Genomic DNA, 23,170 nt, shown 5'->3' with positions numbered 1-23,170 from the left:
GCCGCGGGTCAGAACTCGTAGCCGACCTGGGTGCGAACCCCCGCGTCGCCCGTCGACGTGACGGACACCGCGCCGTTCACCAGCCACTTGCCGTTGCGGGACCGGTAGGTCGCGCCGGCTGCCACGGCCGAGCCGCTCTTGTAGTTCGCGGCGCCTGCTGCGACGACGGTCTTGCCCGGCTGCGACGGCGTCATGTTCGGCATCGCCATTGCTGCCGCGACACCGGCGTACGCGTTCTTCGCGACGTCGTTGATCATGCGGTTCGTGTCGCCGATGCGTCGTTCGAGCTGCCCCACGTTCACGGCATCGGTCTGCGCGGTACCTTCCGCGACGTTGGTGATCTGGCGTTGCTGATCCGCCGAACCGACCGACACGGTGCCTTCACGATCCGCCACCGAGCCTGCGCCCAGTGCGACCGAGTTATTGGCGCCTGCGTTTGCACCCTGGCCGATTGCCGTGCTGTTCTCACCCCACGCGATGGAGCCTTGGCCGATGGCCGAGCCGCCCGAGCCCGATGCGACCGAACCCTGGCCGAACGCCGAACCGTTGTCACCCGATGCGACCGCGCCTTGACCGACTGCCGAGCTGTTCTCGCCCGACGCGTCCGAGCCGTTGCCGACCACGAGCGAGCCGTCGCCACCCGTGCCCGTGCTGGGGCCCATGCCGTTGCCCGAGCCGTTACCGGGGCCGCCGGAACCGCCACCCGCTTCCAGGTTGGACACGCGATCGCCCAGGCCGGAGAACTGGTTCGCGAAGTCCTGTTGCAGCGCGTAAAGCTGGCCGCCGTTCACCGCGTCCATGCTGCCCGACGCGATCAGGCCCGGTGCGACGTTGTGCAGCGTCGTGCCTGCCACGCCGCCGAACGTCACGCTAGCGAGGTCGATGCCGTCATACACCACGGCGCCGAGTTCCTTGCCCGTGTAGTCGATCAGGCCCGTTGCCTTCAACTGCGCGATCGTCACGGCATCGTCGTCTTTCACGCCGTTCGCGACGCCGGTCAGCGTGCGCGGCGAGTCGCCGATGCCGGCGAAGCTCACCGACGTGCCGCCCGTGTTCGCGGCAACCGTGATTGCGCCCGTCGTCTGGTCTTGCTGAACGAGACCGATCTGGCCCGATGCGAGCTGTTGGTTGATGGTCGTGATCGAGCCTTCGTTGGTCGTCACGCGGCCGTCGAGGTTGGTCACCGCGTCGCCAACGTTGTGGACCGTGGTCGAGCCGCCATTGCCGTCACCGACCGTGAAGCTCGGTGCCGAAATCGAACCGTCCGGGTTCACCGCCGAGCCGCCGCCGATTGCCGATGCGACGCTTTCCGACACGCCATGCAGTTGCGAGCCGTTCACGGCGTCCGCGCTGGTGGCCGAGACGTCGCCTGCGGCCACGCCGGTCAGTTTGCGTGCGCCTGCCGTGCCGCTGAAGTCGACGGCTGCGCCGTCCGTGTTCTTCGCGACCGTAATGTCGCGCGTCGTCGCATCCTGCTGAACGAGGCCGACCGTGCCGTTGCCGATCTGGTCCGCGAGTTGCTTGATGTCGCCTTCGTTGGTCGTCACGCGGCCGTCGAGGTTCGTCACCACGTCGCCGACGTTGTGGACCGTGGTCGTGCCACCGTTACCGTCGCCGACCGTGAAGCTCGGTGCCGAGATCGAACCGTCCGGGTTCACCGTCGAGCCGGCACCGATCGCCGATGCGACGCTTCCCGACACGCCATGCAGTTGCGAACCGTTCACGGCATCCGCGCTGGTGGCCGAGACGTCGCCTGCCGCCACGCCGGTGAGCTTGCGTGCGCCCGCCGTGCCGGCGAAGTTGACGGCCGCGCCGTCGGTGTTCGCGCCGACCGTGATGTCCGCGCCCGGCGCCGATTGCTGGACGAGACCGAGCTTGCCGCTCGACAGGTCACCCAACTGATCGTTGATGTCCGAGATGTCGCTCGTGTTCTTCGCGATGTTGCCGTTTGCGGTCGTCAGTGCCTGGTCGAGACCATCGAGCGCGTCGCCCACGGTCGTTTGCGGGCCGCCGTTCACGAGGTTGTACGTCGGGCCCGTGACGGCGCCCGTCGTCGAATTGATCAATGCGCCGCCGCCGAGTGCTTCCACGACGGGGGTGAGCTGCGACACGTTCACGGCGTCGGTAGCTTGCGTGCCGGCTGCCATGTTGACGATCTGCCGAGCACCGGTGGTCGAACCCACTGCGACCGCATCGTTACGTGTCGTGGTCGAGTTTGCCCCGAGTGCAACGCTGTTCGTTACGTTGGCGCCAATGGTTGCGCCGTTACCGAACGCGATCGAATTGGTTGCTCCCGTATTGACGACGGCCCTTTGACCGATCGCAATGGATCCGGCTTCGCCGGCGTTTGCGTTGAGGCCCATGCCGACCGATCCCGTGCCCGTGGCGCGAGTATTGCCGCCGACAGCCACGGCACCACCACCTTGCGCATTCGCATTGGCGCCAAGCGCTGTCGCGCTGACGCCGGCACCGGCTGCGGTCGCATTAACGCCGAGCGCGACGTCGCCGGCACCGGAGGCCGACGTAGCGGAACCAATCGCGATGGCATTGAGCGCCGATGTCGAGGCACCTGCCGCAGTGGACTGAATCTTGATGTAGGTGTCGTCGACCTTCGTCGAAAGCGCGGTGTTCATCTGGCCGAGGTTCACGGCGTCGGTGTCTTGCGTGCCGGCAGACACATTGATCAACTGACGGGTGAAACCGCCTGTCACTGCGTTGCTGCCGATCGATACCGCGTTGCCGCGATTCGCCACGCTGTTTGCGCCCAGTGCCACCGAAGAGGCCGTGGTAGCCGATGCGTTGACACCCAGCGAAGCACCGCTGCTGCCGGCCGAGGTGGCGCCGTTACCCACCGCGACTGCGCCGCCCGCGCCCATCGCGCTGGCGTTGCCACCGATCACCGTTGTACCGGAGCCCGAGTGCCTGGCATTCGTACCGATAGAGATCGTGTTGGAACCCGCCGCGTTCGCGGAGTCGCCGATCGCAATGGATCCCGTCGAATTGGCGACCCCGCCATCACTCACCAATGCGTTATGGCCGATTGCGATGCCGTTCGCGGGCATGTTGTTAGTCGTCTGGCGTACCGCCGCACCGGACCCTAAGGCGAGACCGTTGACACCGGCGGCATTCGAGCTGACGCCGAGCGCGATCGCGTCGGCGCCGGAGGCAGTCGAGGCGACGCCGAGTGCCACGCCATGCGAGGCACTTGCTGTTGCGCCCATGCCGAGCGCAGTGGAGGCTGCGCCACTAGATGTTGCACCTTGGCCGATCGCTGTCGTGTTCTGGTCGCTTGCCAACGCGTTGTTGCCGACTGCGACTGCATTGACACCCGAAGCGGATGCATTGATACCGGCTTCGTACGAGTTCACACCCGCCATCGTGCCGATCGAGCGTGCACCTTTGGCACTCTCGACCATGCAGACGCCAGCGGTATCGACCGTGCCGTTCTCGCCATCAGCGGTCGTACACGCATCGGCCGCGAATGCGCCGCCGATACCCGCGCTGCCCAGCGCGAGCGCAACCACCGCTTGACGCGCCGCGCGCGCCGAGCCCTTCGAATGCGACTTCGCCGTTTCGGCGACAGCCGTCCACGTGCCCGTCGCGGCGTTCCAGATGTTGCGGTATGTCTTGTTCATTTCCCTACTCCATTCAGTTCGTTTGGGTGACGAATGAATGGTAGGGATCGGCCTCGTCTGAATCAGTCGTCCGAAGCTGATTCAGGGTGTCAAAATCGTAGGCCCAGTCCTACAAGCCAGAAGGTGTGCCGGGGCGTGTCGGCGAGGGGATGGCGGCGTGTGCAGCGAAGGCGCGTCGCGCGCGGCGCGTTCAGTTCGACGGCGCCTGCGCCGCACGCCGTGCGAGCGCTTCGCGTGCGAGGCTTTCCGCCTGCGCGAGCAGCGCGTCGAGCGACGCGGTCGCACCGGAATGCACGGCCTCCTGCATGTCGCGCACCGCATCGGCCACCGCGTGCTCGTGGACCGTCGCGAACGCGCCGCGCAGCGTATGCAGTTCGTCGCGCAGCGTGGCGACATCGTTCTGCGCGATCGCCGTGCGAATCTTCGCAACGGATCGTTCAAGGCTCTCGGTGAGCAGCGTATGCACGTCGGGCGGCAACGGGCCCGTCGCGAGCTCGGCGAGCGCGGGCCGTCTCCCGAGCTCGCTAGTAGGCGCGGAATGCGCGAAGCGTCGCACGGTGCGGTCGATCGTATCGAGCAGCACCGGCTTCACGAGCACCGCGACGATCCCGGCTTCCGCGCAGCGCGCATGCTCGGCCGCGCTCGCATGCGCGGTGATCGCGACCACGGGCAACTCCGGATACTGCGCGCGCAGCACGCGCGCGAGCGTGTAGCCGTCCATGCCCGGCATGTTGAGGTCGGTCATCACGAGGTCGTAGCGCGCGTCGGCGCAGCGGCGCAACGCGGCGGCGCCGTCCTTGGCCGCGTCGGCCGCATAGCCGAGCGTGACGAGCTGCCCTTGCTGGAGCTTGCGGTTCACCGGATGATCGTCGACTACCAGCACGCGGGCGGCGAGCGCTGGTAGCGCCGCTTCGTTGTCCGCCACGTCGTGGCGCGCTATCTCCGCGTCGGTCGCCGCGCGCAGCGGCAGCGTCACGACGAACGTGCTGCCGAGGCCCGGCTCGCTCTTCACGTCGATCGCGCCTTCCATCATCAGCGTGAGCCGCTTCGTCAGCGCGAGCCCGAGCCCCGTGCCGCCGTAGTGGCGCGAGATCGACGTGTCGGCCTGCGTGAACGGCCGGAACAGCGTCGCGCGCTGGGCTTCGGTCATCCCGATGCCCGTATCGCTCACGCCGATCACGACGGGCGATGCCGGGTCGGTGTCGTCGCGCAGATAGACCTCGAGCGTCACGTCGCCGTCGCGCGTGAACTTGATCGCATTGGCGACGAGGTTCGCGGCGATCTGACGGATGCGGGTCGGGTCGCCGATGTAGCGCGCGGCGAGCGCATCGTCGACCACGACGTCGTACTGCAGCCCCTTCGCGGTGGCGAGCGGCTCGAACATCGCGCCGGTCTGTCGGATCGTTTCCGCGAGATCGAACGGGATCGCCTCGATCGTCATCTGGCCGGCTTCGATCTTCGACAGATCGAGGATGTCGTTGATCAGATCGAGCAGCGTCGACGATGCGCCTTCGACGATGTGCAGGCGCTCGTCTTGCGTTGCCGTGAGCGGCTCGCGGCCGATCAGCTCGAGGTTGCCGAGGATCGCGTTCAGCGGCGTGCGGATCTCGTGGCTCATCGTCGCGAGGAACGCCGATTTCGCGTCGTTGGCCGCGTCGGCCGCGCGGCGCGCGTCGGCGAGATTGCGCTCGACGGCCTTCTGCGACGTGATGTCGGAGAAGTTGCAGAGCAGGACGTCGGCGTCCTGGTAGCGCGTGCGCACCAGCGTGACGAGCAGATCGACCGTTTCGCCGTCGACGGTCGGCAGGCTCACATGATGATCGGGTTGCCATGCGTTCGCATCGGGCGAGCGGTCGAAGCATGCGTAGAGGCGTGCGGCGAGCGGCGGCTCGGTGCTCACGCGCGCGTCGTATGCGCGCATCGTGTCGTTCTGCAGCAGCACGGCGCCATCGGCGAGCGCCAGCAGCGCGATGCCGGCGGGCGCGGCTTCGACGATGGTCCGGTTCAGGTTCTCGCTGTCGACGATGCGCCGCGTGCGGGCGGCTTCAGGTTTCAGCACGCGCCGGTCGAACCGCACGAGCATGAACCACGCGAAGCCGATGGCGGCGGTCATGATCGCCACGTACCAGCCGATGCGCTCGCCGAGCGCCGCGAACAGCGAGCGCAGCGAGAACGATTGCACCAGTGTCCAGTCCGTATCGGGGATGCGCTGGCTCAGCGTAAACGAGCCTGCGTGGTAGGCGGTGCGGGGCGCCGCGGTCTGCACCGCGCGCGCATCGGCCGTGAGTTGCGCGATCGTTGCGGGGGCGTCCTCGCCGTCGGCGGCCGTGCCGGCGCGCAGCACCGTGCCGCCGGTCGCGCTGGCGATGATCGCCGCGTCACGGTGATCGTTGCTGACAAGACGCTGGCGCAGCACGTCGACGGGCAGCGTCGAGATGAACACCGCGCGCACGGTGCCGGCTTCGTACGCGGTGCCCACGAGCCGGAACACGTCGCGCCGCTGCACGGGATCGTATGCGGGCGCGCGCCACACGTAGCGCCCGGCGGGCACCGGGCCGGCATCCGTCGCGACCTTCGCGAGCAGCGCGGCGACATCGGCGGCGCCGGTGGCGGCGAGCGGATCGGCGAGGGTCGGCTGCGGGATGATCAGCACGAAGCGGCGATCGGGGCGGTATGCGTAGCCGGCGATTTCATGGTTCGCGACGTACGCGCCGACACGATAGCTCATGTCGCTGGCCATTGCGAGATCGCGGGCATACGCCGCGGCTGGTTGCGCTGGCGACAAGTCGGCGAGTGCGAGCACCGGCGGGAAGCGCGGGGTCGCTTGCAGCACGATCCGGCCGTGCTCGTCGGCCAGTCGCTGCACGAGCGCAGGGTCGGTCACGCGCATGTTCCACACGGCTTCCTCGTGCGTGACGAGCGTGTCCATGCCGGTCGCGCGCAGCCTGAACTCGAACTGGACGAGAAACTGCCGCACCGCGAATTCCGTGTAATGCTCCTGCACGTAATCCTTGGCCAGCGCATACAGCAGCAGGCCGCTCGCGACGAGCGCCGCAAGGGTGACCGCGATGCCGCCCGCGTAAAGCAGCGTGCGCTGATGGCGCCCGATCAGCGCGCGAGCCGAACGGCGAGGGGCGAGGTCGGGGGTAGTGCAGGTGCGGTCGGATTCGGCGCGATGATCCATCGTGGCACGGTGCGGTCGGCGAGGGTTCCGACATGATAATGGAGACGGATCGCCAGCGCGGAGCAATATGCCGAGGGTTTCCCGCCGTCGCCGGCCGCGGGGCCGTCGGACTGACGGCAGTATCCGCCGGGTAGCGCCGCCAGTCCATCCATTGTCGTGCCGTCAGCGTCGCCTGGCGTGCCGCCGTCGGGTCATGGGCGTGCTTCGCCGGATGGTTCGCCCGGCTCGCATTCCACCAGCCGATAGCCGAATCCATAGACGGTCATCAGCCGCAAGCCGTGCCGGCCGTCGAGCCCGAGCCGGTCGCGCAGGTTCGCGACGTGCGTGTCGATCCGGCGGCTCGACGTCGCGACGAGCGAGCCCCACACCATCTGGCTCAGATGCGCACGCCCGAGACTGCGCCCGAGATTCATGAGGAGCGCCGTTGCGATCTGAAAATGCTTCTCGGTCAGGAAGTGTTCCGCGCCCCCGATGCGGATGCAGCGATTGGCCGCGTCCACCTCGACGCCGCCGACGCGCCAGTGCCGGCGGTGCGTGGTCCGGAAATGCGCCCAGCGCAGCCAGGTCGACACGGCCATGACGATCTTGTCGGCGGTCGACGTGTAAGGCAGGTATTCGTTGGCGCCGGCCTGGAACGACAGCACCTGCGAGGTACCGTCGTCGCGCTGGCTGACCATGATGATCGGCACCGAATCGGAGAAGCGCGCGCGCAGCGTGCGGATCGCGTCGAGCGTGCGGACGCACGGTGTCTCGCACTGCACGATCAGCAGGTCGAACGGCTGCGCGTCGCCGGCCGCCAGCAGGTCGGGCACGAACTCGAAGCGGACCGGGCGGTACAGCGCCTTGCGGAGCAGATCGTCGATCCGGAGGCGGTCGTAGCCGTATCCGGCGCGCCGCAAGCGGTCGTCGAACGCGTGCCGGCTCGGATGGTCGATCGTCAGGATTGCGATGTAGACCGACGAGACTTCGGCGGGGGGTGGTGTATGTGATGCCTGCATGGTTTCGTCGGGCAAGCCCGTGGCGAGCGAACGGGTGCGCGGCGCCGGACGTCAATGCACCGCGTGCGCCGGTCGCGGTCGGCGCGCGGGATTGGTCGATCGCGTGTCGTTCGTGTGCGGCGGAAGCGGGCGGCCGTGACGCCGTTCGGATGAACATGAACGGAATTCCGACCGTTACCGGACCGGATGCGCGTGACGCTCGGGAATGACGCGAAAAAGATCCCGCCCGAAGGCGGGATGAATATCGACTATCTATCTCTGGATTCACGACATGCCCGCATTCGGGAGAACGGGGCATATCGCAAGACGATTGTCGTGTCGGCGGCGCCTCGCGTGAATCGGCCCAGTCTGAAAATGCACGCGTGGATGCTTGAATATCGAGCGAGCCTGGCCGGATGCGGGTGTTCTACTTCCGCGTTGTTGTTGCTGCTGTTGCTTTGCACACGGAGCGGGCCGTGCGTCGCGTGCGAGATCGCGTATATCGGACCCGGCCTACCGATCCGCGACGCAGTATCGGACCACGCGCACGGGCATTTTGCGGACAATTTGCAGAACAGGGCGCGACGTACGTTCGATGGCTTTGTCCTGCACGCTGGATCTGCCCGAACCGTTCCGCGACGCGCGTGAGCGGCTGCGGGCCGCACAGTGCGGCCTGCCGACGATTGGCGATGTGCCGCTCGGCGCCGCCTTGTCCTTTTCCACCAAAGAACACCCAACATGAATATGACCCGAACCGCGGCGAGCCGGCTCGCCGCCGCCGCGCTATGCGCAATGACCGCACTGATGGCGCCCGCGCATGCGGCCGATGCAATCGCATCGGCCGCAGCTGCATCGGCCGACCAAGACTTCGATTACGACCGCCAGCGCGACTGGCACCTGGAATCCGGCGATGCACAGTCGCCGGTCGCGATCGATTCGAACACGGTCAGGCAGGCGACACGATACGCCGACGACAACAACGCGATCGCTATTCATATCGCCACGACGCCCGCGAAGGTGATCGACAACGGCCATACGATCCAGATCGTGCCGGCCAGCGGCAGCGCGACGATACGCGGGCGTCATTTCAGACTTCAGCAGATTCACTTTCACGCGCCGGCCGAACACACGTTCGATGGCCGCACCTATCCGGTCGAAGGGCATTTCGTATTTCGCGCGCAGGACGGCCGGCTGGCGGTTGTCGCTGTGCTCTATCGCACCGGCGCCGAGAACGTGCAGTTCGCGGCCGCGATGGATGCACTCAGGTTGAGCGATACCGCAAGCCTGCTGGCGTTCCGCGCGGCCACGCTGATGCCGACCAACGCGAATACCTACTATCACTATCTCGGTTCGCTGACGACGCCGCCGTTGACCGAAAACGTCGAATGGTACGTGCTGGCCGAGCCGGTCGAGTTGTCGGTGGAAGACATCACCGCGTTCCGGATGCGCTACTCGCACAACGCACGCGTGGTGCAGCCGCTGAACGGGCGGCCGCTGCTGCGTTACGACGTGAAGTAAGCGGCGTGCACGCCGCTGCGCTCGAATAGGCCCAGTCCGATTTACTCGGGCCGGGGTGCACGGCGATACTCGGAGCCACTCATCCACATCACGGGAGAACGGATCGGCGCGGCACACGCGGGGCGATTCGTCGTCGACATCATGGGCATGCAGGACATCACCGGACACTTCGCACTACCGCTCGCACGTCCTTATTCCGACGTGCCTCCGCCGTATGGCCGGCGCCGCACGCCGTTCGTGAAGAGCAAGCGGCCGCGGGCGGCGGTGTTCGACCTGCGCGCGATGCGCGACGCGGCCGATGCACCGCGTGCCGCGGCGGTTCGCGCGGCGGATTTCGGTTCGGACAACCGCTCGTGGGTGAAGCCGAAGCCACCGCGCCGCCGCTGGCGGCCGACGATGCTGGCGCTGGTGGCCGGTCTCGCGTTCGGGTCGGTGGGCATCGCGGGCGCGCATCTGTTCGATGCCGGCCATCGCGCGCGGGTCCGCGCGCGTCCGCAAGATACCGTGTACGAATCGACGATTACGGTCGCGCCGCGGATGGCGCCCACCGTGATGCCGGTCGCCACCGTCGCTGCCCTCGAGATCGAGCGGCCCGTCGCGGACGACGCAGCGTTACTCGACGCGTTGCAGGACAGTCGTGCAGGCGATGCGTCTCCCGTGCAGGCTTCGGTAACGAAAGCCATCGCGCCGCGCCGCAAGAAGGCAGCGCGCACGGCCGCGATACCCGAGCGTCCGGCCGTGGCGTCCGACAGTGTTTCAACGCATGCCGCGGCACCGAAAGCCGCTGCTTCGTCGACCGAATCCGCACCGGGCACTTCCGAAGCCGTCGGCATGAGCGCTGCCGAGTTTTCGCACTGGCTCGCGTCGACGCGCGCGCCGGCGCACGAGGCGGCTGCGCCGTCGAACCCGGACGCGCTGCGCGTCGATCTGCCGAGTCATACGCGCCTGACGGATCAGTGAGCCGCGCGGCGCGACCGGCGCCGCAAGGGTTCGCCGGTGACGCGGTGCGTATTGGTTCGGAAACCGGAAGACTCCTGAAAGACGTCACCAGAATCAGACCAATCCGATTCTCAGCCGACGGACCTTCGTCAACAATACTTATGCCGGTTTGGCGTGGTGTCCTCGCCGGTGTCTCCTCGATACGGAGACCTCTCCTTTACGACCGCTCTTCCCGGAGCGGTCTTTTTTATTGGAGCCGTCGGTATTACAGCGAGCGTTGCAATGACGTGGCGATAGTGCGGCCGATATCGACGCAAACGCGGAGAGAGGTACGCCATCCGGTGCGAGCGCATCGCGTGCGCACCGACAAAAAAGAAATTGAATATCCAAATGGAGGAGCACATGTCGGATCAAGACGCGGCATCGAACGCCGCGATGCCTGACGCATCGGCCGCCCCGGCGGCGGCCGGCCGCTATTTCCAGCTCGCGTTGCTCGTGTGCGCGGCCGGCGCGATCTATCCGATGCTGTATCTACGCCAGTTCTACCAGGACACGATGCTGGAGCTGTTCCAGATTTCGCGCGCACAGCTCGGCTATCTGTATTCGGCGCTCGGCACGACGTTCCTCGTTTGCTATTTGCCGAGCGGCTGGCTCGCCGATCGCTTGCCGCCACGCTGGCTGATCAGCTTCTCGCTGGTGGCGACCGGCGCGCTCGGCGTCGCGTATGCGAGTGCGCCGTCCTACCCCGTGCTGATGGTGATCTTCTGCGGCTGGGGCGTGACGACCGGGCTGACCTTCTGGGCCTCCGTCATCAAGCGCGTGAACACGATCGCGTTGCCGCGGGAGCAGGGCCGTTTCTTCGGTTTTCTCGACGGCGGACGCGGGCTGATCGAGGCGCTGCTCGCCACGGCGTCGCTCGCGCTGTTCGCGTGGCTCGTCGATGCGCGCGGCGCGTCGCATGGCGGCGCGTTCCAGCAAGTCGTATTTTTCTACTCGATCGCCTGCGTCGCGCTCGGCGTCGTGCTGCTGACGGTCAAGGACGCGAGCGCTTCGCGGCCTGACGCCGCGAGAGCGGCGCAGCGCGGGCAGGGCAGCCTGCTGCATGATCTGGCGATACTCGCACGCAACCGTTTTCTGTGGGTGTTCGCCGTCATCGTGTTCTGCGGGTATCACCTGTCGTGGGCCACGTACAGCATTTCGCCGTACTTGCAGCAGAAGGGCGTCGGCATGTCGATCGTCGCGGCCGGCTTCATCGCGTCGCTGAAGCTGTGGATGCGCCCGATCGGCGGGATCGGCGGCGGCTTCGTCGGCGATCGCATCGGCACGCTGAACGTGCTGAGCGCCGCACTGTTCCTTGCCGCGCTCGCATTCGTCGCGCTGATCGTGTTTCCGTCGTTCAACCAGGTCGTGTTGCTGGCGGGCGTCGTGATTTTCATCGGTCTGCTGACTTACGCGGTGCGCGGCCTCTACTGGAGCGTGCTGGAACGCTGCGATGTGCCGCCTCGGATCACGGGGCTCGCGATCGGCGTGATCTCGTTGCTCGGCTATTCGCCGGACGTGTTCCTGCCGTTGCTGAACGGCTGGCTGACCACCGAATATCCGGGCATGCACGGCTATCAGCTCTATTTCGGCTATGTCGCGTGCATGAGCGCGATCGGCGGCGGCGCGTGCCTGCTGCTGAAACGCATGCTTGGAAGGGGCGTCGAGCGGTAGTGCTCGACGCTCGCGAATCTCGCATCGAGCCGGTGTGCGATTCGCGAGTTGCCGAATGGAAAGGGGAACGGAAGGCGGCTTGGATGCGGGCACTCGATGCTCGCATAAGGCAGCGTATCTCTAGAGGTGCGCAACATACCGTCTGACTACATGTGGCCGCGCCCACCGACCACCATCGAATGCCCGCGTCCAAGCCGTCGCCGCGTAGCGGCGCGCGGTAAGCGGAGCGGTTCGCTCCTCCCGACATGCTGGCTTCACCAGACCGCTATCGACGAACCGTTCCGATACCGCGCCGAGAAAGCATACAAGCCGACGAGACGCTGGCCAATCAGACCAGGCTGAATCGATGCGATAAAAAAAGTGTGTCTGGTTGATTCGGTATGCGAATGAATATCGAAGTTTGATGCGGATCATGCGCCATCCGACGCTAACCGATGGTCGGTTCGCAAGCGGGGGAGGGAATGCTCGCGGCCGGCGACGTGGGGCCGGCGGCCTGTCGCGCGCGATGCATGACAGGCATCGCACGCCGAAGGCCGAACGGTGGCTGCGACGTGCGCCCGGCACCCGGCGCGGGCACCACGCGTTGACCGACGAACGCTCAGAACCTGCCGCGCAAACCGATGAACACTTCATTCGATCGAAGCGACGCCTTCAATTGCTCGTCGCGCGCCGACACGCGGTTCACGAACGTGTTGTAGCCCGATTCGACGTTGCCCATGTCGACGAAGCGATAGCCGACGTCGAGCGTGAAGCGCTTGTTGATCGCATAGCTGACGCCCGCGCCCGCCGAATACGCGAAATTGGTTTGCGTGCGCGACGCGAACTGGCGCGTGTCGTTGCCCTGCCAGCCGTCCGCCGACACGATCGCGACACCGACGCCGGCCGTGCCGTACACCGAGAAGCCGCGGCCCAGATCGAAATCGCGATAGCCGTTGAGCATCAGCCGCTGCGACGAGACGTGGAATTCGTTCGCGTTGGCGTCGAACGGCGCCCAGTAGCTGACGAAATTGCCGGTGCGCTTGAACGTGTATTCGCCTTCCGCGCGCCAGCCGTTGCCGAACTGGTAGCCCAGGCCCACCGCGCCGGTGACGCGCGACTGGCCATCCGGGCCGCCGATGCGGCTCGTCACGCGCGGGCTGGTGAGTTCCATGTTGGCGGCATTGTCGAACGCGCCGACGATGCGAGCCGTCGCGTAGTAGCCGGCATCGCTGTTGGTGGAGGTGCGGGGCGTCGAGTCGGCGGCGTCGGCCAGCGCGGCGCCGGAGAACAGCATCGCGAGCGACGACGGGATAACGAAGAATCGGGACATGAAAGCGTTTCCTTGTGGATGTATCGGCGAGACCCGTCATCGTAGGAATTGCGCCGTGCCGCCAGTACCCGCTCGCGTACGGATGGCGCCTCCGTAGCGTTACGGAGGCGTCGCGTCGAGCAGTGCCGCGTAGTCGCGCACGAATTCGACGAGCGACGTCGCGCCCAGCTTGTCGAACGCGATCGCGCGATAGGTTTCGACGGTGCGCGGCGACAGCGCGAGTTCGCGCGCGATTTCCTTGTTGCTCAGGCCGCGCACGATGCCTTCGAGCACCTGCCGCTCCCGGCCGCTCAGTGCGGCGATGCGCTCCGCGCGATGGCGTTCGGCTTCGTGGCGCGCGCGCTGGTCCGCATGCCGGCGAATCGCCTGCTGCACGACGTCGATCAGTTCGTCGTCGTCGGTCGGCTTGCGCAGGAAGTCGACCGCGCCGCGCTTGAACGCGCGCCGACACGCGTCGACGTTGCCGTGCCCGGTCAGCACGACGACGGGCAGGTCGCGTTGTTCGCGCAGGCGGTCGAGCGCGTCGAGCCCGCTCATGCCCGGCATGCGGATGTCGAGCAGCACGCAGCCGAGCGCTTCGTCGAGCGCATCGCCTAGGAACGCATGCGCGTCCGCATAGCAGCGGGTCGGCAGGCCGACCGTGCGCAGCAGCAGCGCGAGGCCGTCGCGCACGGCCTCGTCATCGTCGACGATCGCGACCACGGTCGATTCGAGCGGTGCCGTCATGCGCGGGCCTCCGCGAGCGGTAGCGACAGGGTGGCCTCGACGCCGCCCGACGGCCGGTTGCGCACCGCCAGCGTGCCGTTCTGCCGCTGCGCGAGCGTGTCGCACAGCGGCAGCCCGAGGCCGAGCCCCTGGCCGCGGGTCGTGAAGAACGGCTCGAACAGGCGCGACAGCGTGTCGGCCGGGATGCCGGGGCCGTTGTCGGTCACGCTGAAGCGGTATTGCTGCCCGGCCCGTTCGCCGCGCACGCGGATTTCGCCGTGCGGCGTGCCCGTGAGGGCGTCGCGGGCGTTCTGGATCAGGTTGTGCAGGATCTGCTCGACCGCGACGGGATCGGCGACGGGCCGTGCGTTGGGCGTCGCGTTATGCCAGTTCAGCGCAATCTGTTCGCGAGCCAGCTCGTCGCGATACAGCAACTGAAGCGCGGACACGACGGCGTCCGGATCGAGCGCGTTGCGTTCACCGCCGTGTGCCGACGTCGCGGCGGTGCGCAGCCGGTCGAGGATAGCGGCCGCGCGCTTGGCCTGCGCGACGCTCGTCTGCAGCGCTCGGCGCACGCTGTCGCGTTCGGTGGGGAGGTCGAGCAGCCGCTCGGCGGCACGCGTGTGCGTGACGATCGCCATCAGCGGTTGATTCAGTTCGTGCGCGATGCCGGCCGCCATTTCGCCGAGCGTATCCAGCCGGCCGAAGCGGTCGAGCCGCGCGCGCGCCCGTTCGCGGCGCTGCGCGTCGCGCAGCCGCCATGCGCCGAGCGCGCCGGCGGCGAGCAGGATCGCGACCGCGTTCCACAGCGCGATCGGCAGCCACGGCAGATCGTCGACGGTCAGCGTGCGCGTCGCATGCAGCATCAGCGTCTGGGGCTGGGTCGGCAGGCGCTTGTCGAGCGTCATCGGCCAGCCGAGCGGCGTGGCTGCCGGCGGCCGACGTAGCACCTCGAACCGGCGCCCCTGCAACTGCAGCGTGACGGACGACAGCGACGCGGGCCAGTCGCCGGGCTGGAGCATCGTGCGCGGGTCGATCCGCACGGCCCATCCCGTTGCGGCGGCGAGCCAGTAGTGACCGTCGGGTTCGAATGCGAGCGCATAGGGCGTTGCCGCCACGAGCAGCGGCGGCGGCGCGTCGGGCGCCGCGCCGTTGGCGGATCGCCAGCCGTTGCCGGGCTGCCGGCGTGCGAGCCCCGCGAGTTGCGGCATGCGCTCGCGCAGGCTGTCGAGCATGTGCGGCGGCACGGCGGTCAACGGCGTCGCGCCGAGCGTGGCGAGGATCGCCTCCTGCTGGGCCGCTTTCTGGCCGAGCACGCGGATCGCGATACTGGTGTCCTGAAAAAAACGGTCGTGTATGTCCGACACGGCGCGCGACAGGACGAATGCGGTGCCCGAGAGGCTCAACACGAGCCAGCTTAATAGCGCCACGAGGCGAGCGGAGATCTTCATGGGGGAACGGCGGCGTGCGCGGGGACGAAGCGATGCGACGCGGCGTGCGATGAGCGAGGTGGGACATCCTGTCGATGCGGTCGTCCGAAGTGAATCGGACGCCGGGATGCCGGCGCTCGCGCGGCGCACGCCGGGACCGCGTTCGTTGTCGTTGACGAAATCCGGATGCGGCGGCGGTTACCGCTCCGGTGCGTGCTGGGCGGACGTGGCGGCCGATTCGCCGTGTTTCACTGCGCGTGCGCCGCAATGCGGGCAGAACGCCGCATCGGAGTCGCCGCCGCCGGCTGCCGCTTGTTGCGACCGTCCGCGTTCGAGCGCGGACGCCACGAGTTCGGCGCCCATGATGCCGGTCGGAAACGCGATGATGCCGTAACCGAGCAGGATCGCACACGACGTGATCAGCCGGCCGAGCGGCGTGACGGGCGTGAGGTCGCCGTAGCCGGTCGTGCTCATCGTGACGGCTGCCCAGTAGACGCCGACCGGAATACTCGTGATGCCGTGCTCCGGCCCTTCGACGAGAAAGATGACCGTGCCGAGAATCACGACGATCACGAACATGCCGCCGATGAACACGAAGATCTTGCGCCGGGCGCGTGTGAGCGCGCGGATCAGCATCTGGCCTTCTTCCAGGTAGATCGCCAGCCCGAGGATGCGGAACACGCGCAGCAGCCTGAGCAGGCGCACGTCGATCAGCGCATGCAGGCCCGGAAAGAAGAACGCGAGATAGGTCGGCAGGATCGACACGAGATCGACGATGCCGAAGAAGCTGCGCGCGTAGGCGGCCGGCTTGCGCGCCGTGAACAGCCGCACTGCGTATTCGACGGTGAACAGCAGCGTAAACGCCCATTCGGCCGCGTACAGCGCCTTTCCGTAATGCGCGTGCAATTCCTGGACGCTGTCCGCCATCACGACGAAGACGCTGGCGACGATGAGCGCCAGCACCGCGATGTCGAGCTTGCGGAGGAACGAAGGGCGGCGCGCGCGCTGCGTGACGGCATCGCGCGCGGCGTCGAAGGAGGTTTGGATCAGCGAAATCATGCGCCCGAGTTTACGGACGGCGCGCCGCAGGGACTATCGGACGTGTCTGATTCCGGCGCCGCGCGCGCCGCCGTGCCGGCCCCGGGTTACGCGCGCAGCGCTTCCACCTGCCGGCGGGCGTTGTCCAGTCCGGTTCCGATGCCGTGCGGCTTCATGTCGGGGCCTTCTTTCGGATGGACAAATCCGGCGCCCGCGATGTCCATCATCCCGAGCACGGTTCGCCGGCAGGGCGTGACCGTATCCGATCCCGGCCGACGTGCACGCTGCCGCGCGTTACCGACCGAAGCGTTGCGTCACGGTGTCCTTCAGCCGCGCGGCAGTCAATTCGCCCATGTGAGATTCGACGAGTTCGCCTTTCGCGTTGAAGAACAGCGTGGTCGGCAGCCCGCGCGAACCGTACGCGTGCATTGCATGCAGCGAAGGATCGAGCAGCACGTGATCGAAGCGCAGGCCCTGCTGTTCGAGGAATGCGCGCACTGCCTGCGCGTTTTCGCCCTGGTTGAGCATCAGCACCGTGATGTCCGGATGATCGCGCTGCGCCTGTTCGAGGATCGGCATCTCGCGGCGGCACGGCGCGCACCACGTCGCCCACAGGTTCACGACCACCGGCTTGCCGGCAAAACCTTGCGGCAACACCGGCGTCGAATCGAGCGCTTCGAGCTGCATCGCGGCGAGCGGCGGCGCGGTGCGTTGCAACGTCGCCAGCGTGCCCTGCGCGATGCCCCATGCGGCGACGCCCGCGACCATGCCGGCCAGCACGGGGCGACGCAGCGCGGGCAACCGGCGCAGCCGCCAGCCGGCGAACACGAGCGCGGCCGCGAGGCCGATGCGCCAGTCGAAGCCACCGTCGCCGAGCGCGACGATCGAGCGAGGCGCGGCCGCGTAGTCGGGCCACCATTGCGCGACATAACCGATGCGCGCGGCGATCAGCCCGAGCAGCAGCACGTCGAGGATCAGGCTCGACGCCGTCTTGTGATGTCCGTCAGGCGGGCGGCGCTGGATGAAACGCGCGACGAGCCACGCCAGCAGCGCGGCGACGGCTACCGCGACGACGCGGATCGAGAAGGGACCGATGCTCAGCATGAAAAGAGAAGGTGGGACGTGATCGAGCGGGGCAGGAGACGGGATTGTCGGCCGCGGCGATGAAGCCGTCGACGGGTGTGCGGCGATTCGACTCGTTGTGCCGCACGCGGGTTCCCTTCGCGAACGTAACGGCGTGTTGCGAGTTCGACGGGGCCGGTTGGATCAGGACTGCATCGCTTTCGTGCCGACGTGCAGCGAATCGGGCTGGCCTGATGGTCAGTGGAGTCCGAACGAGGAGACGCTGCGATGCGGACGCCGGGAAAGGGCATCCACTGTCGCGGCGTCGGCTTTGCTGCATACGATCATTGGCCGCTGCCGCTGCCGCTGCCGCTGCCGCTGCCGCTGCCGCTGCCGCTGCCGCTGCCGCTGCTGGGTACCGCACCGCCGAGTCGATAGGCCGTGAAGAACTCGTACCAAGGCGAACCTTCCGCGACCGGTACGCCGAGCGCCGACGTACGCCGCTTCAGCGCACCGAACACGTCGTTGATGCGCGCCGTCTGCCCGGCGTCGTTGAACGGATAAGGCCGCGACCGGCCGGCCGCGAATGCGCCATACGCGATCGCGAGCAGACGCGCGCGGTCGTCGGTCGCGGCAATCGATCCGTTGATCGCTTCGGCGAAGCGCGGCCGGTCTTCGGCGCGCGATTCGGACAAGCACAGGAACACGATGGCCGACAGTTCGTGCAGCTCGCTCACCCGCAGCAGCACCGGCAGCCGCGCGACGATCTGTTCCACGGGTGCTTCGCGCAGCGCATCGCGGAAATCGAGCACGGCGGCCATCGGATTCGTGTCTGCTTTCAGGCGATCGAGCGCCGATGTCGGGGCCGACGACGCGTCGTCCTGCACCGCAGCTGGCGCCGACCGCAACACGTCGGCCACCTGCTGCGTCCATTCCGGAAAGATCATCCGCACGGCGCCGAACTGTTCTCCGCCTTCCGCCGCCGGATTCCACCGGTAGACGATCGTGCCGCCGCGAATGAACGGCGAATACAGGTGCTCGGGCGTCTGCGGAAGCGGGCGCCGATTGATCGGCAGCCACGCGAGCGTGAGCCAGTCGTAGTGGCCCGTCGCAGGTACGGCAGGGCTCGAACTCGCGACGACCTGCCACGTGCCGCGATTCGCATAGCGGCGGCGCGCGTCGGGTACCGCGACGGTCTTGCCTTTCGCTGTGTCGAAATACGTCGTGCCGGTGACGTTCGCGCCGCTGTCCGCGGCCGGCGTGATGGTGGAGATGACCCACGACGCGCCGTCCGGCGAGCGGTAGTCGGACAGCTTCAGCGTCGCCACGTCGTGCACCATGCGCGTTTGCGCCGCGACGGGGCTTGGCGGGGCATCGGCGGGCGCGGCGAAGATACTCGGCATGGGCTTTCCTCGGAATCGGGTATGCATCGTCGAGCGTGGGCGATGCGCGGCGGCATGGGTGGTGTTCTCGTAACTGTAGAACGTCGTGACCTGAAACGGAAACTGGCCAAACGGGTAGTCGGTGCACGTTGCGCGCCGCTTCGGCTTACCATGCGCATCCTGAGCCAACGACGCATATCGGGCGGGAGCACGCATGACCGACACGAAAGCCATTACCGAACACTGGACGCAGGTGGCCGACCAATGGATCGGCTGGGCCGGCAAGCCGGGCCACGATGCATTCTGGAAATATCGCGCGGGGCTCGCGGCCTACATCGGTCGGGGCACGGGCGCCGCGCTGGAGATCGGCTGCGGTGAAGGCCGCGTGAGCCGCGAACTGAAGGCACTCGGCTACGACGTGACCGCGAGCGACGCGGTGCCCGCGATGCTCGACGCCGCGCGTCACGCGGATTCCGCGCATCGCTATCAACTGGCCGACGCGGCCGCGCTGCCGTTCGACGCGGCCAGCTTCGATTTCGTGATGGCGTACAACGTGCTGATGGATCTCGACGACATGCAGCGCGCGTTGAACGAGGCGCGTCGCGTGCTGAAGCGCGACGGTACGCTGTTCATCTCGCTCGTGCATCCATTCCGCGATCGCGGCGGCTTCGCCGGGCCGCAGCCCGATGCGCCGTTCGTGTTGAAGGGCAGCTATTTCGGGCGCGAGCGCTTCGACGGCGTGGAAACGCGCGACGGGCTGTCGATGCACTTCGCAGGCTGGTCGCTGCCGTTGCAGGCGTATATGGAAGCACTGGAAGCGGCCGGGTTCGCGATCGTGTCGCTGCGCGAGCCGCCGCCCGATCATGCCGATACGGATCAACTGAAGCAGTGGGCACGTGTGCCGTTGTTTTTGTGGATCAAGGCGCGGCCGGTGGGTTGAGAAAAGCCCGGACTTGCTCGTGTTGGCTGATCCTGGGCGGTTGTCAGTTTCCCTTGTCGTGATTTGCCAGCAATTCCGAGCGGCCAATGACCGTTCTCGCCCTATCGGCCCGATCTGCATCCGGGAAACCGGCGGCCTCGACAGCTGTAGCCTCGGGGATACAAAAATCGATAAAAAGGACGATTTTGTGTCCCCCGGGCTACCAAGGCTGCGATGGCGTACAACGTGCTGATGGATCTCGACGACATGCAGCGTGCCGAGGCCGGCCGCGCTGCCGTTCGTCTCGCTGGTGCGCCCGTTCCTTGATCGCGTTGGCTTCGCGGAGCCGCAAACCGACGCGCCGTTCGCGTTGAAGGGCGGCTATTTCGAGCGCGAGCAGTGGGTTGAGCGTCGACCTGTTGAGCGGCAATGTAGGTTGTTCGGCGCAGGACTCGTATCGCACGGCGTCGATGATTGTAGTAACATACCTACATTGATGTGTTTGAGGAGTCTACGATGACCATCACCACGCTCTCGAGTCGCGAACTAAACCAGGACGTGACCAAAGCAAAGAAAGCGACCAAGGACGGTCCCGTGTTCATTACTGACCGCGGCAGGCCGGCCCATGTGTTGTTGAGTTTCGAGGAATACCAGCGTCTCACGCAGCAGCGTCGCAACATTGCCGACTCGCTGGCCATGCCTGGTGTCGAAGACATCGAATTCGATCCGCCGCGCGCGGATGTCAGGATCAAACCGGTTGATTTCCGATGATGTTCGTACTCGATACCAATGTTGTTTCGGAGCTTCGGAAGGTAAGGGCGGGGAAGGCGGACAAGAACCTGGTGGCCTGGAGTTCGACAGTCGACGCGCCGGCACTTTTTGTCTCGGCCATCACGATCATGGAGTTGGAAACCGGTGTCTTGCAGATCGAACGCCGGGACCCGGTCCAAGGCGCGCTGCTCAGGGCCTGGCTTGACGGGCATGTCCTGCCTGAATTCACAGGTCGCGTGCTGCCGGTCGATACGGCAGTCGCCCAACGATGTGCGCGACTCCATGTGCCGGATCGACGGTCCGAGCGGGACGCACTCATTGCCGCGACGGCGCTCGTGCACGGTATGACTGTCGTGACGCGCAATGTGGCCGACTTTGTCCAAACGGGCGTCGTCATCGTAAATCCATGGGATTGATGCATCGATTGATGATCGATGCGCATCGCTTAAAGGCACGCGACTGAACTCGTTTGCGGTGCGAGCCCCCGTTTTCCATCAACGCATGGGGCGCTCCGCCGGCGTCAGCCCCGCATCGGCGGATTGAGCCGCGCGAACGCCTCCTGTCGGCGATACGGAAAGTACGGATAAGGCGCTGCCACCGCGCTCGCCGCATCGAGCTTCGCGACCTGCGCATCGGTCAGCGCCCAACCCACCGCGCCGAGGTTCTGCCGCAACTGTTCCTCGTTGCGCGCGCCGACGATCACCGACGATACGGTCGGTCGCTGCAGCAGCCAGTTCAGCGCGATCTGCGGCACCATCTTGCCCGTTTCCTCCGCGATCGCGTCGAGCGCATCGACCACGTCGTACAGGCGTTCGTCGTCGACCGGCGGCCCGTAGCTGGCCGTTTCATGCAGGCGGCTGCCTTCGGGCAGCGGCGCATTGCGCCGGATCTTGCCGGTGAGCCGGCCCCACCCTAACGGGCTCCACACGAGTGCCCCGAGGCCCTGGTCGGCGCCGAGCGGCATCAGGTCCCACTCGTAGTCGCGGCCGACGAGCGAGTAGTAGACCTGATTCGCCACGTAGCGCGACCAGCCGTGCCGGTCGGCCGCCGCGAGCGACTTCATGATCTGCCAGCCGGCGAAGTTCGACACGCCGATATAGCGGAGCTTGCCCGCGCGCACCAGATCGTCGAGCGTCGACATCACTTCCTCGACCGGCGTGCCGGCGTCGAACGCGTGCAGTTGCAGCAGGTCGATGTAGTCGGTGTCGAGGCGGCGCAGCGCATCGTCGACGGCGCGCACCAGCCGCGCGCGCGACGTGCCCGCGTCGTTCGGGCCGTCGCCGGTCGGCAGGCCGGTCTTCGTCGAGATCAGCACCCGGTCGCGGCGCCCCTTGAGCGCGGCGCCGAGCACGCGCTCGGACGCGCCGTCGGAATATACGTCCGCCGTGTCGAACAGGTTGACGCCGGCTTCGAGGCAGATATCGATCAGGCGGCGCGCTTCGTCGACGCCGGTATTGCCCCATGCGCCGAACAGCGGCCCGGTGCCGCCGAAGGTACCGGCGCCGAAGCTCAGGACGGGAACCTTGAGGCCGGAGCGGCCGAGCGTACGGTATTCCATGTGCGTTTCCTTTCGTCGTGTGACCGGTGCGGGACCGCATGTCGATCGTCAGGCAGCCAATGTACCGTTTGCGACTTTTCCTGATAATCAGGAAGATGTCGAAAATATCCTTCGGTAAGGGCGAACAATGCTGCTCGACAACCTCGCGCTGTTCCTGCGCATCGTGGAGAAGGGCGGGCTGGCCGCGGCGGGCCGCGAGGTCGGCCTGTCGCCGGCCACGGTGTCCGAGCGGCTGACGGCGCTCGAACGCCACTACGGCGCGGCGCTGCTCACGCGTACGACGCGCGCGATCAGCCTGACCGACGAGGGGCGCACGCTCGCGGACGGTGCGCGACGCCTGCTGGCCGAGGCCGACGAACTCGAAAGCCGGGTGCGGCTGGGCGTACAGACGCTGTCGGGGCCGGTGCGGCTCAGTGCGCCGGCCGATCTCGGGCGCGAGCGTGTCGTGCCCGTTGTCGACGCGTTCCTGGCCGAACATCCGGGCGTCACGGTCGACCTGCATCTCGGCGACGGCTACGTCGATCTCGTCGGACAAGGGCTCGATTTCGCGATCCGCCGCGGCACGCTGGCCGACAGTTCGCTGCGCAGCCGTTCGCTCGGTCGGGCGCGGCGCGTGGTGTGTGCGTCGCCTGCGTATCTCGCCGCGCATGGCAGGCCAATGCATCCGGACGATCTCGCCGTGCACGACTGCATCGTGATGCGCTTCGGCCAGGAGCTGTATGCCGAATGGCCGTTCAGCATCGATGGCACGTTGAAGCGCGTGGTGGTGCGCGGGCGGCGCGTCGCCAACGACGGCGCGCTCGTGCGTGCGTGGTGCATCGCGGGGCACGGCGTCGCGCTGAAGTCGCTGGTCGACGTCGAGCGGGATCTGGCGTCGGGCGCGCTCGTCGAGGTGCTCGGCGCGTTCTCGCCGGGCGACGTGGATCTGCAGATCGTCTATCCGGCGAGTGTCGCGCAGCCGCGGCGCGTGCGGGCGTTGATCGATAGCCTCGTGCAGGCGCTGGCGTAAAAGCGCGTTGCCCGCGCGCGG

At 67.1% G+C, this 23,170-nt stretch carries 18 protein-coding genes and 1 pseudogene; 9 read left to right on the top strand and 10 right to left on the bottom strand.

Annotation, left to right across the window (positions count from 1 at the left end; translation table 11 throughout):
• Window positions 1-8: 8 nt before the first annotated feature.
• The 3 genes from HWX09_RS25205 to HWX09_RS25195 all read right to left on the bottom strand — a co-directional run bounded on the left by HWX09_RS25205 (window position 9) and on the right by HWX09_RS25195 (window position 7,817).
• Window positions 9-3,635, bottom strand: coding sequence for an ESPR-type extended signal peptide-containing protein (locus HWX09_RS25205; protein WP_027782086.1), 3,627 nt, complete (start codon window positions 3,633-3,635; stop codon window positions 9-11).
• A 190-nt stretch (window positions 3,636-3,825) separates the two neighbouring features.
• Complete coding sequence (locus HWX09_RS25200) at window positions 3,826-6,819, bottom strand: ATP-binding protein (RefSeq protein WP_027782087.1); 2,994 nt, start codon at window positions 6,817-6,819, stop codon at window positions 3,826-3,828.
• Window positions 6,820-7,010: 191 nt separating this feature from the next.
• On the bottom strand, window positions 7,011-7,817 hold the full coding sequence (locus HWX09_RS25195; protein ID WP_034185261.1) for a response regulator transcription factor: 807 nt from the start codon (window positions 7,815-7,817) through the stop codon (window positions 7,011-7,013).
• 574 nt (window positions 7,818-8,391) lie between these two features.
• Here HWX09_RS25195 and HWX09_RS25190 point away from each other — a divergent pair.
• The 4 genes from HWX09_RS25190 (at window position 8,392) to HWX09_RS25175 (ending at window position 11,966) form a co-directional block, all read left to right on the top strand.
• Window positions 8,392-8,538 carry a hypothetical protein gene (locus HWX09_RS25190; protein WP_155257296.1) on the top strand — a complete coding sequence of 49 codons (147 nt, stop codon included), beginning with the start codon at window positions 8,392-8,394 and terminating at the stop codon, window positions 8,536-8,538.
• The gene (locus tag HWX09_RS25185) at window positions 8,535-9,314 is read left to right on the top strand and encodes a carbonic anhydrase family protein (protein ID WP_027782088.1); all 780 of its coding nucleotides are present in this window, start codon (window positions 8,535-8,537) and stop codon (window positions 9,312-9,314) included. The genes HWX09_RS25190 and HWX09_RS25185 overlap by 4 nt, the downstream gene beginning before the upstream one ends.
• A gap of 147 nt (window positions 9,315-9,461) precedes the next feature.
• Entirely contained in the window at window positions 9,462-10,274 is an 813-nt protein-coding gene (locus HWX09_RS25180) for a hypothetical protein (protein WP_230469059.1), read from the top strand.
• A gap of 381 nt (window positions 10,275-10,655) precedes the next feature.
• Complete coding sequence (locus HWX09_RS25175; RefSeq protein WP_051421361.1) at window positions 10,656-11,966, top strand: MFS transporter; 1,311 nt, start codon at window positions 10,656-10,658, stop codon at window positions 11,964-11,966.
• Between the two features lie 598 nt (window positions 11,967-12,564).
• Here HWX09_RS25175 and HWX09_RS25170 read toward each other — a convergent pair.
• The 6 genes from HWX09_RS25170 to HWX09_RS25145 all read right to left on the bottom strand — a co-directional run bounded on the left by HWX09_RS25170 (window position 12,565) and on the right by HWX09_RS25145 (window position 18,913).
• On the bottom strand, window positions 12,565-13,275 hold the full coding sequence (locus HWX09_RS25170; protein ID WP_027782091.1) for an outer membrane beta-barrel protein: 711 nt from the start codon (window positions 13,273-13,275) through the stop codon (window positions 12,565-12,567).
• 99 nt (window positions 13,276-13,374) lie between these two features.
• Window positions 13,375-14,001: a response regulator gene (locus tag HWX09_RS25165; RefSeq protein ID WP_027782092.1), complete on the bottom strand. Its 627-nt coding sequence runs from the start codon at window positions 13,999-14,001 to the stop codon at window positions 13,375-13,377.
• Window positions 13,998-15,431 (bottom strand): ATP-binding protein, encoded by a 1,434-nt coding sequence (locus HWX09_RS25160; RefSeq protein WP_027782093.1) that lies wholly within the window; start codon window positions 15,429-15,431, stop codon window positions 13,998-14,000. Before HWX09_RS25160 ends, HWX09_RS25165 begins: the two co-directional genes overlap by 4 nt.
• Window positions 15,432-15,608: 177 nt before the next feature.
• Window positions 15,609-16,469, bottom strand: coding sequence for an ion transporter (locus HWX09_RS25155; RefSeq protein ID WP_027782094.1), 861 nt, complete (start codon window positions 16,467-16,469; stop codon window positions 15,609-15,611).
• A gap of 273 nt (window positions 16,470-16,742) precedes the next feature.
• Window positions 16,743-17,552, bottom strand: a complete 810-nt coding sequence (locus HWX09_RS25150) for a TlpA disulfide reductase family protein (RefSeq protein WP_027782095.1) — start codon at window positions 17,550-17,552, stop codon at window positions 16,743-16,745.
• Between the two features lie 302 nt (window positions 17,553-17,854).
• Window positions 17,855-18,913 carry a hypothetical protein gene (locus HWX09_RS25145; RefSeq protein ID WP_051421332.1) on the bottom strand — a complete coding sequence of 353 codons (1,059 nt, stop codon included), beginning with the start codon at window positions 18,911-18,913 and terminating at the stop codon, window positions 17,855-17,857.
• Between the two features lie 193 nt (window positions 18,914-19,106).
• Here HWX09_RS25145 and HWX09_RS25140 point away from each other — a divergent pair, with 193 nt between their 5' ends.
• The 4 genes and pseudogenes from HWX09_RS25140 (at window position 19,107) to HWX09_RS25130 (ending at window position 20,998) form a co-directional block, all read left to right on the top strand.
• On the top strand, window positions 19,107-19,832 hold the full coding sequence (locus HWX09_RS25140; protein ID WP_027782096.1) for a class I SAM-dependent methyltransferase: 726 nt from the start codon (window positions 19,107-19,109) through the stop codon (window positions 19,830-19,832).
• 213 nt (window positions 19,833-20,045) lie between these two features.
• Window positions 20,046-20,214: pseudogene (locus HWX09_RS33710) on the top strand (class I SAM-dependent methyltransferase); the annotation flags it as partial.
• Between the two features lie 113 nt (window positions 20,215-20,327).
• A complete protein-coding gene (locus HWX09_RS25135) occupies window positions 20,328-20,582 on the top strand; it encodes a type II toxin-antitoxin system Phd/YefM family antitoxin (protein ID WP_027782097.1) in 255 nt (84 codons plus the stop codon).
• The gene (locus tag HWX09_RS25130; protein WP_027782098.1) at window positions 20,579-20,998 is read left to right on the top strand and encodes a type II toxin-antitoxin system VapC family toxin; all 420 of its coding nucleotides are present in this window, start codon (window positions 20,579-20,581) and stop codon (window positions 20,996-20,998) included. The genes HWX09_RS25135 and HWX09_RS25130 overlap by 4 nt, the downstream gene beginning before the upstream one ends.
• Window positions 20,999-21,102: 104 nt before the next feature.
• On the opposite strand, the gene HWX09_RS25125 is transcribed toward HWX09_RS25130, so the two are convergent.
• The gene (locus HWX09_RS25125; protein ID WP_027782099.1) at window positions 21,103-22,140 is read right to left on the bottom strand and encodes an aldo/keto reductase; all 1,038 of its coding nucleotides are present in this window, start codon (window positions 22,138-22,140) and stop codon (window positions 21,103-21,105) included.
• Between the two features lie 127 nt (window positions 22,141-22,267).
• Between HWX09_RS25125 and HWX09_RS25120 the strand changes: the two genes are divergently transcribed.
• Window positions 22,268-23,149, top strand: a complete 882-nt coding sequence (locus tag HWX09_RS25120; protein ID WP_027782100.1) for a LysR family transcriptional regulator — start codon at window positions 22,268-22,270, stop codon at window positions 23,147-23,149.
• Window positions 23,150-23,170 lie beyond the last annotated feature (21 nt).

Source organism: Burkholderia sp. BCC1208, assembly GCF_902833095.1.
GTDB lineage: Bacteria > Pseudomonadota > Gammaproteobacteria > Burkholderiales > Burkholderiaceae > Burkholderia.
The sequence above is the reverse complement of the archived record's forward strand: the minus strand, read 5'-3'. Positions and strand labels throughout refer to the sequence as shown.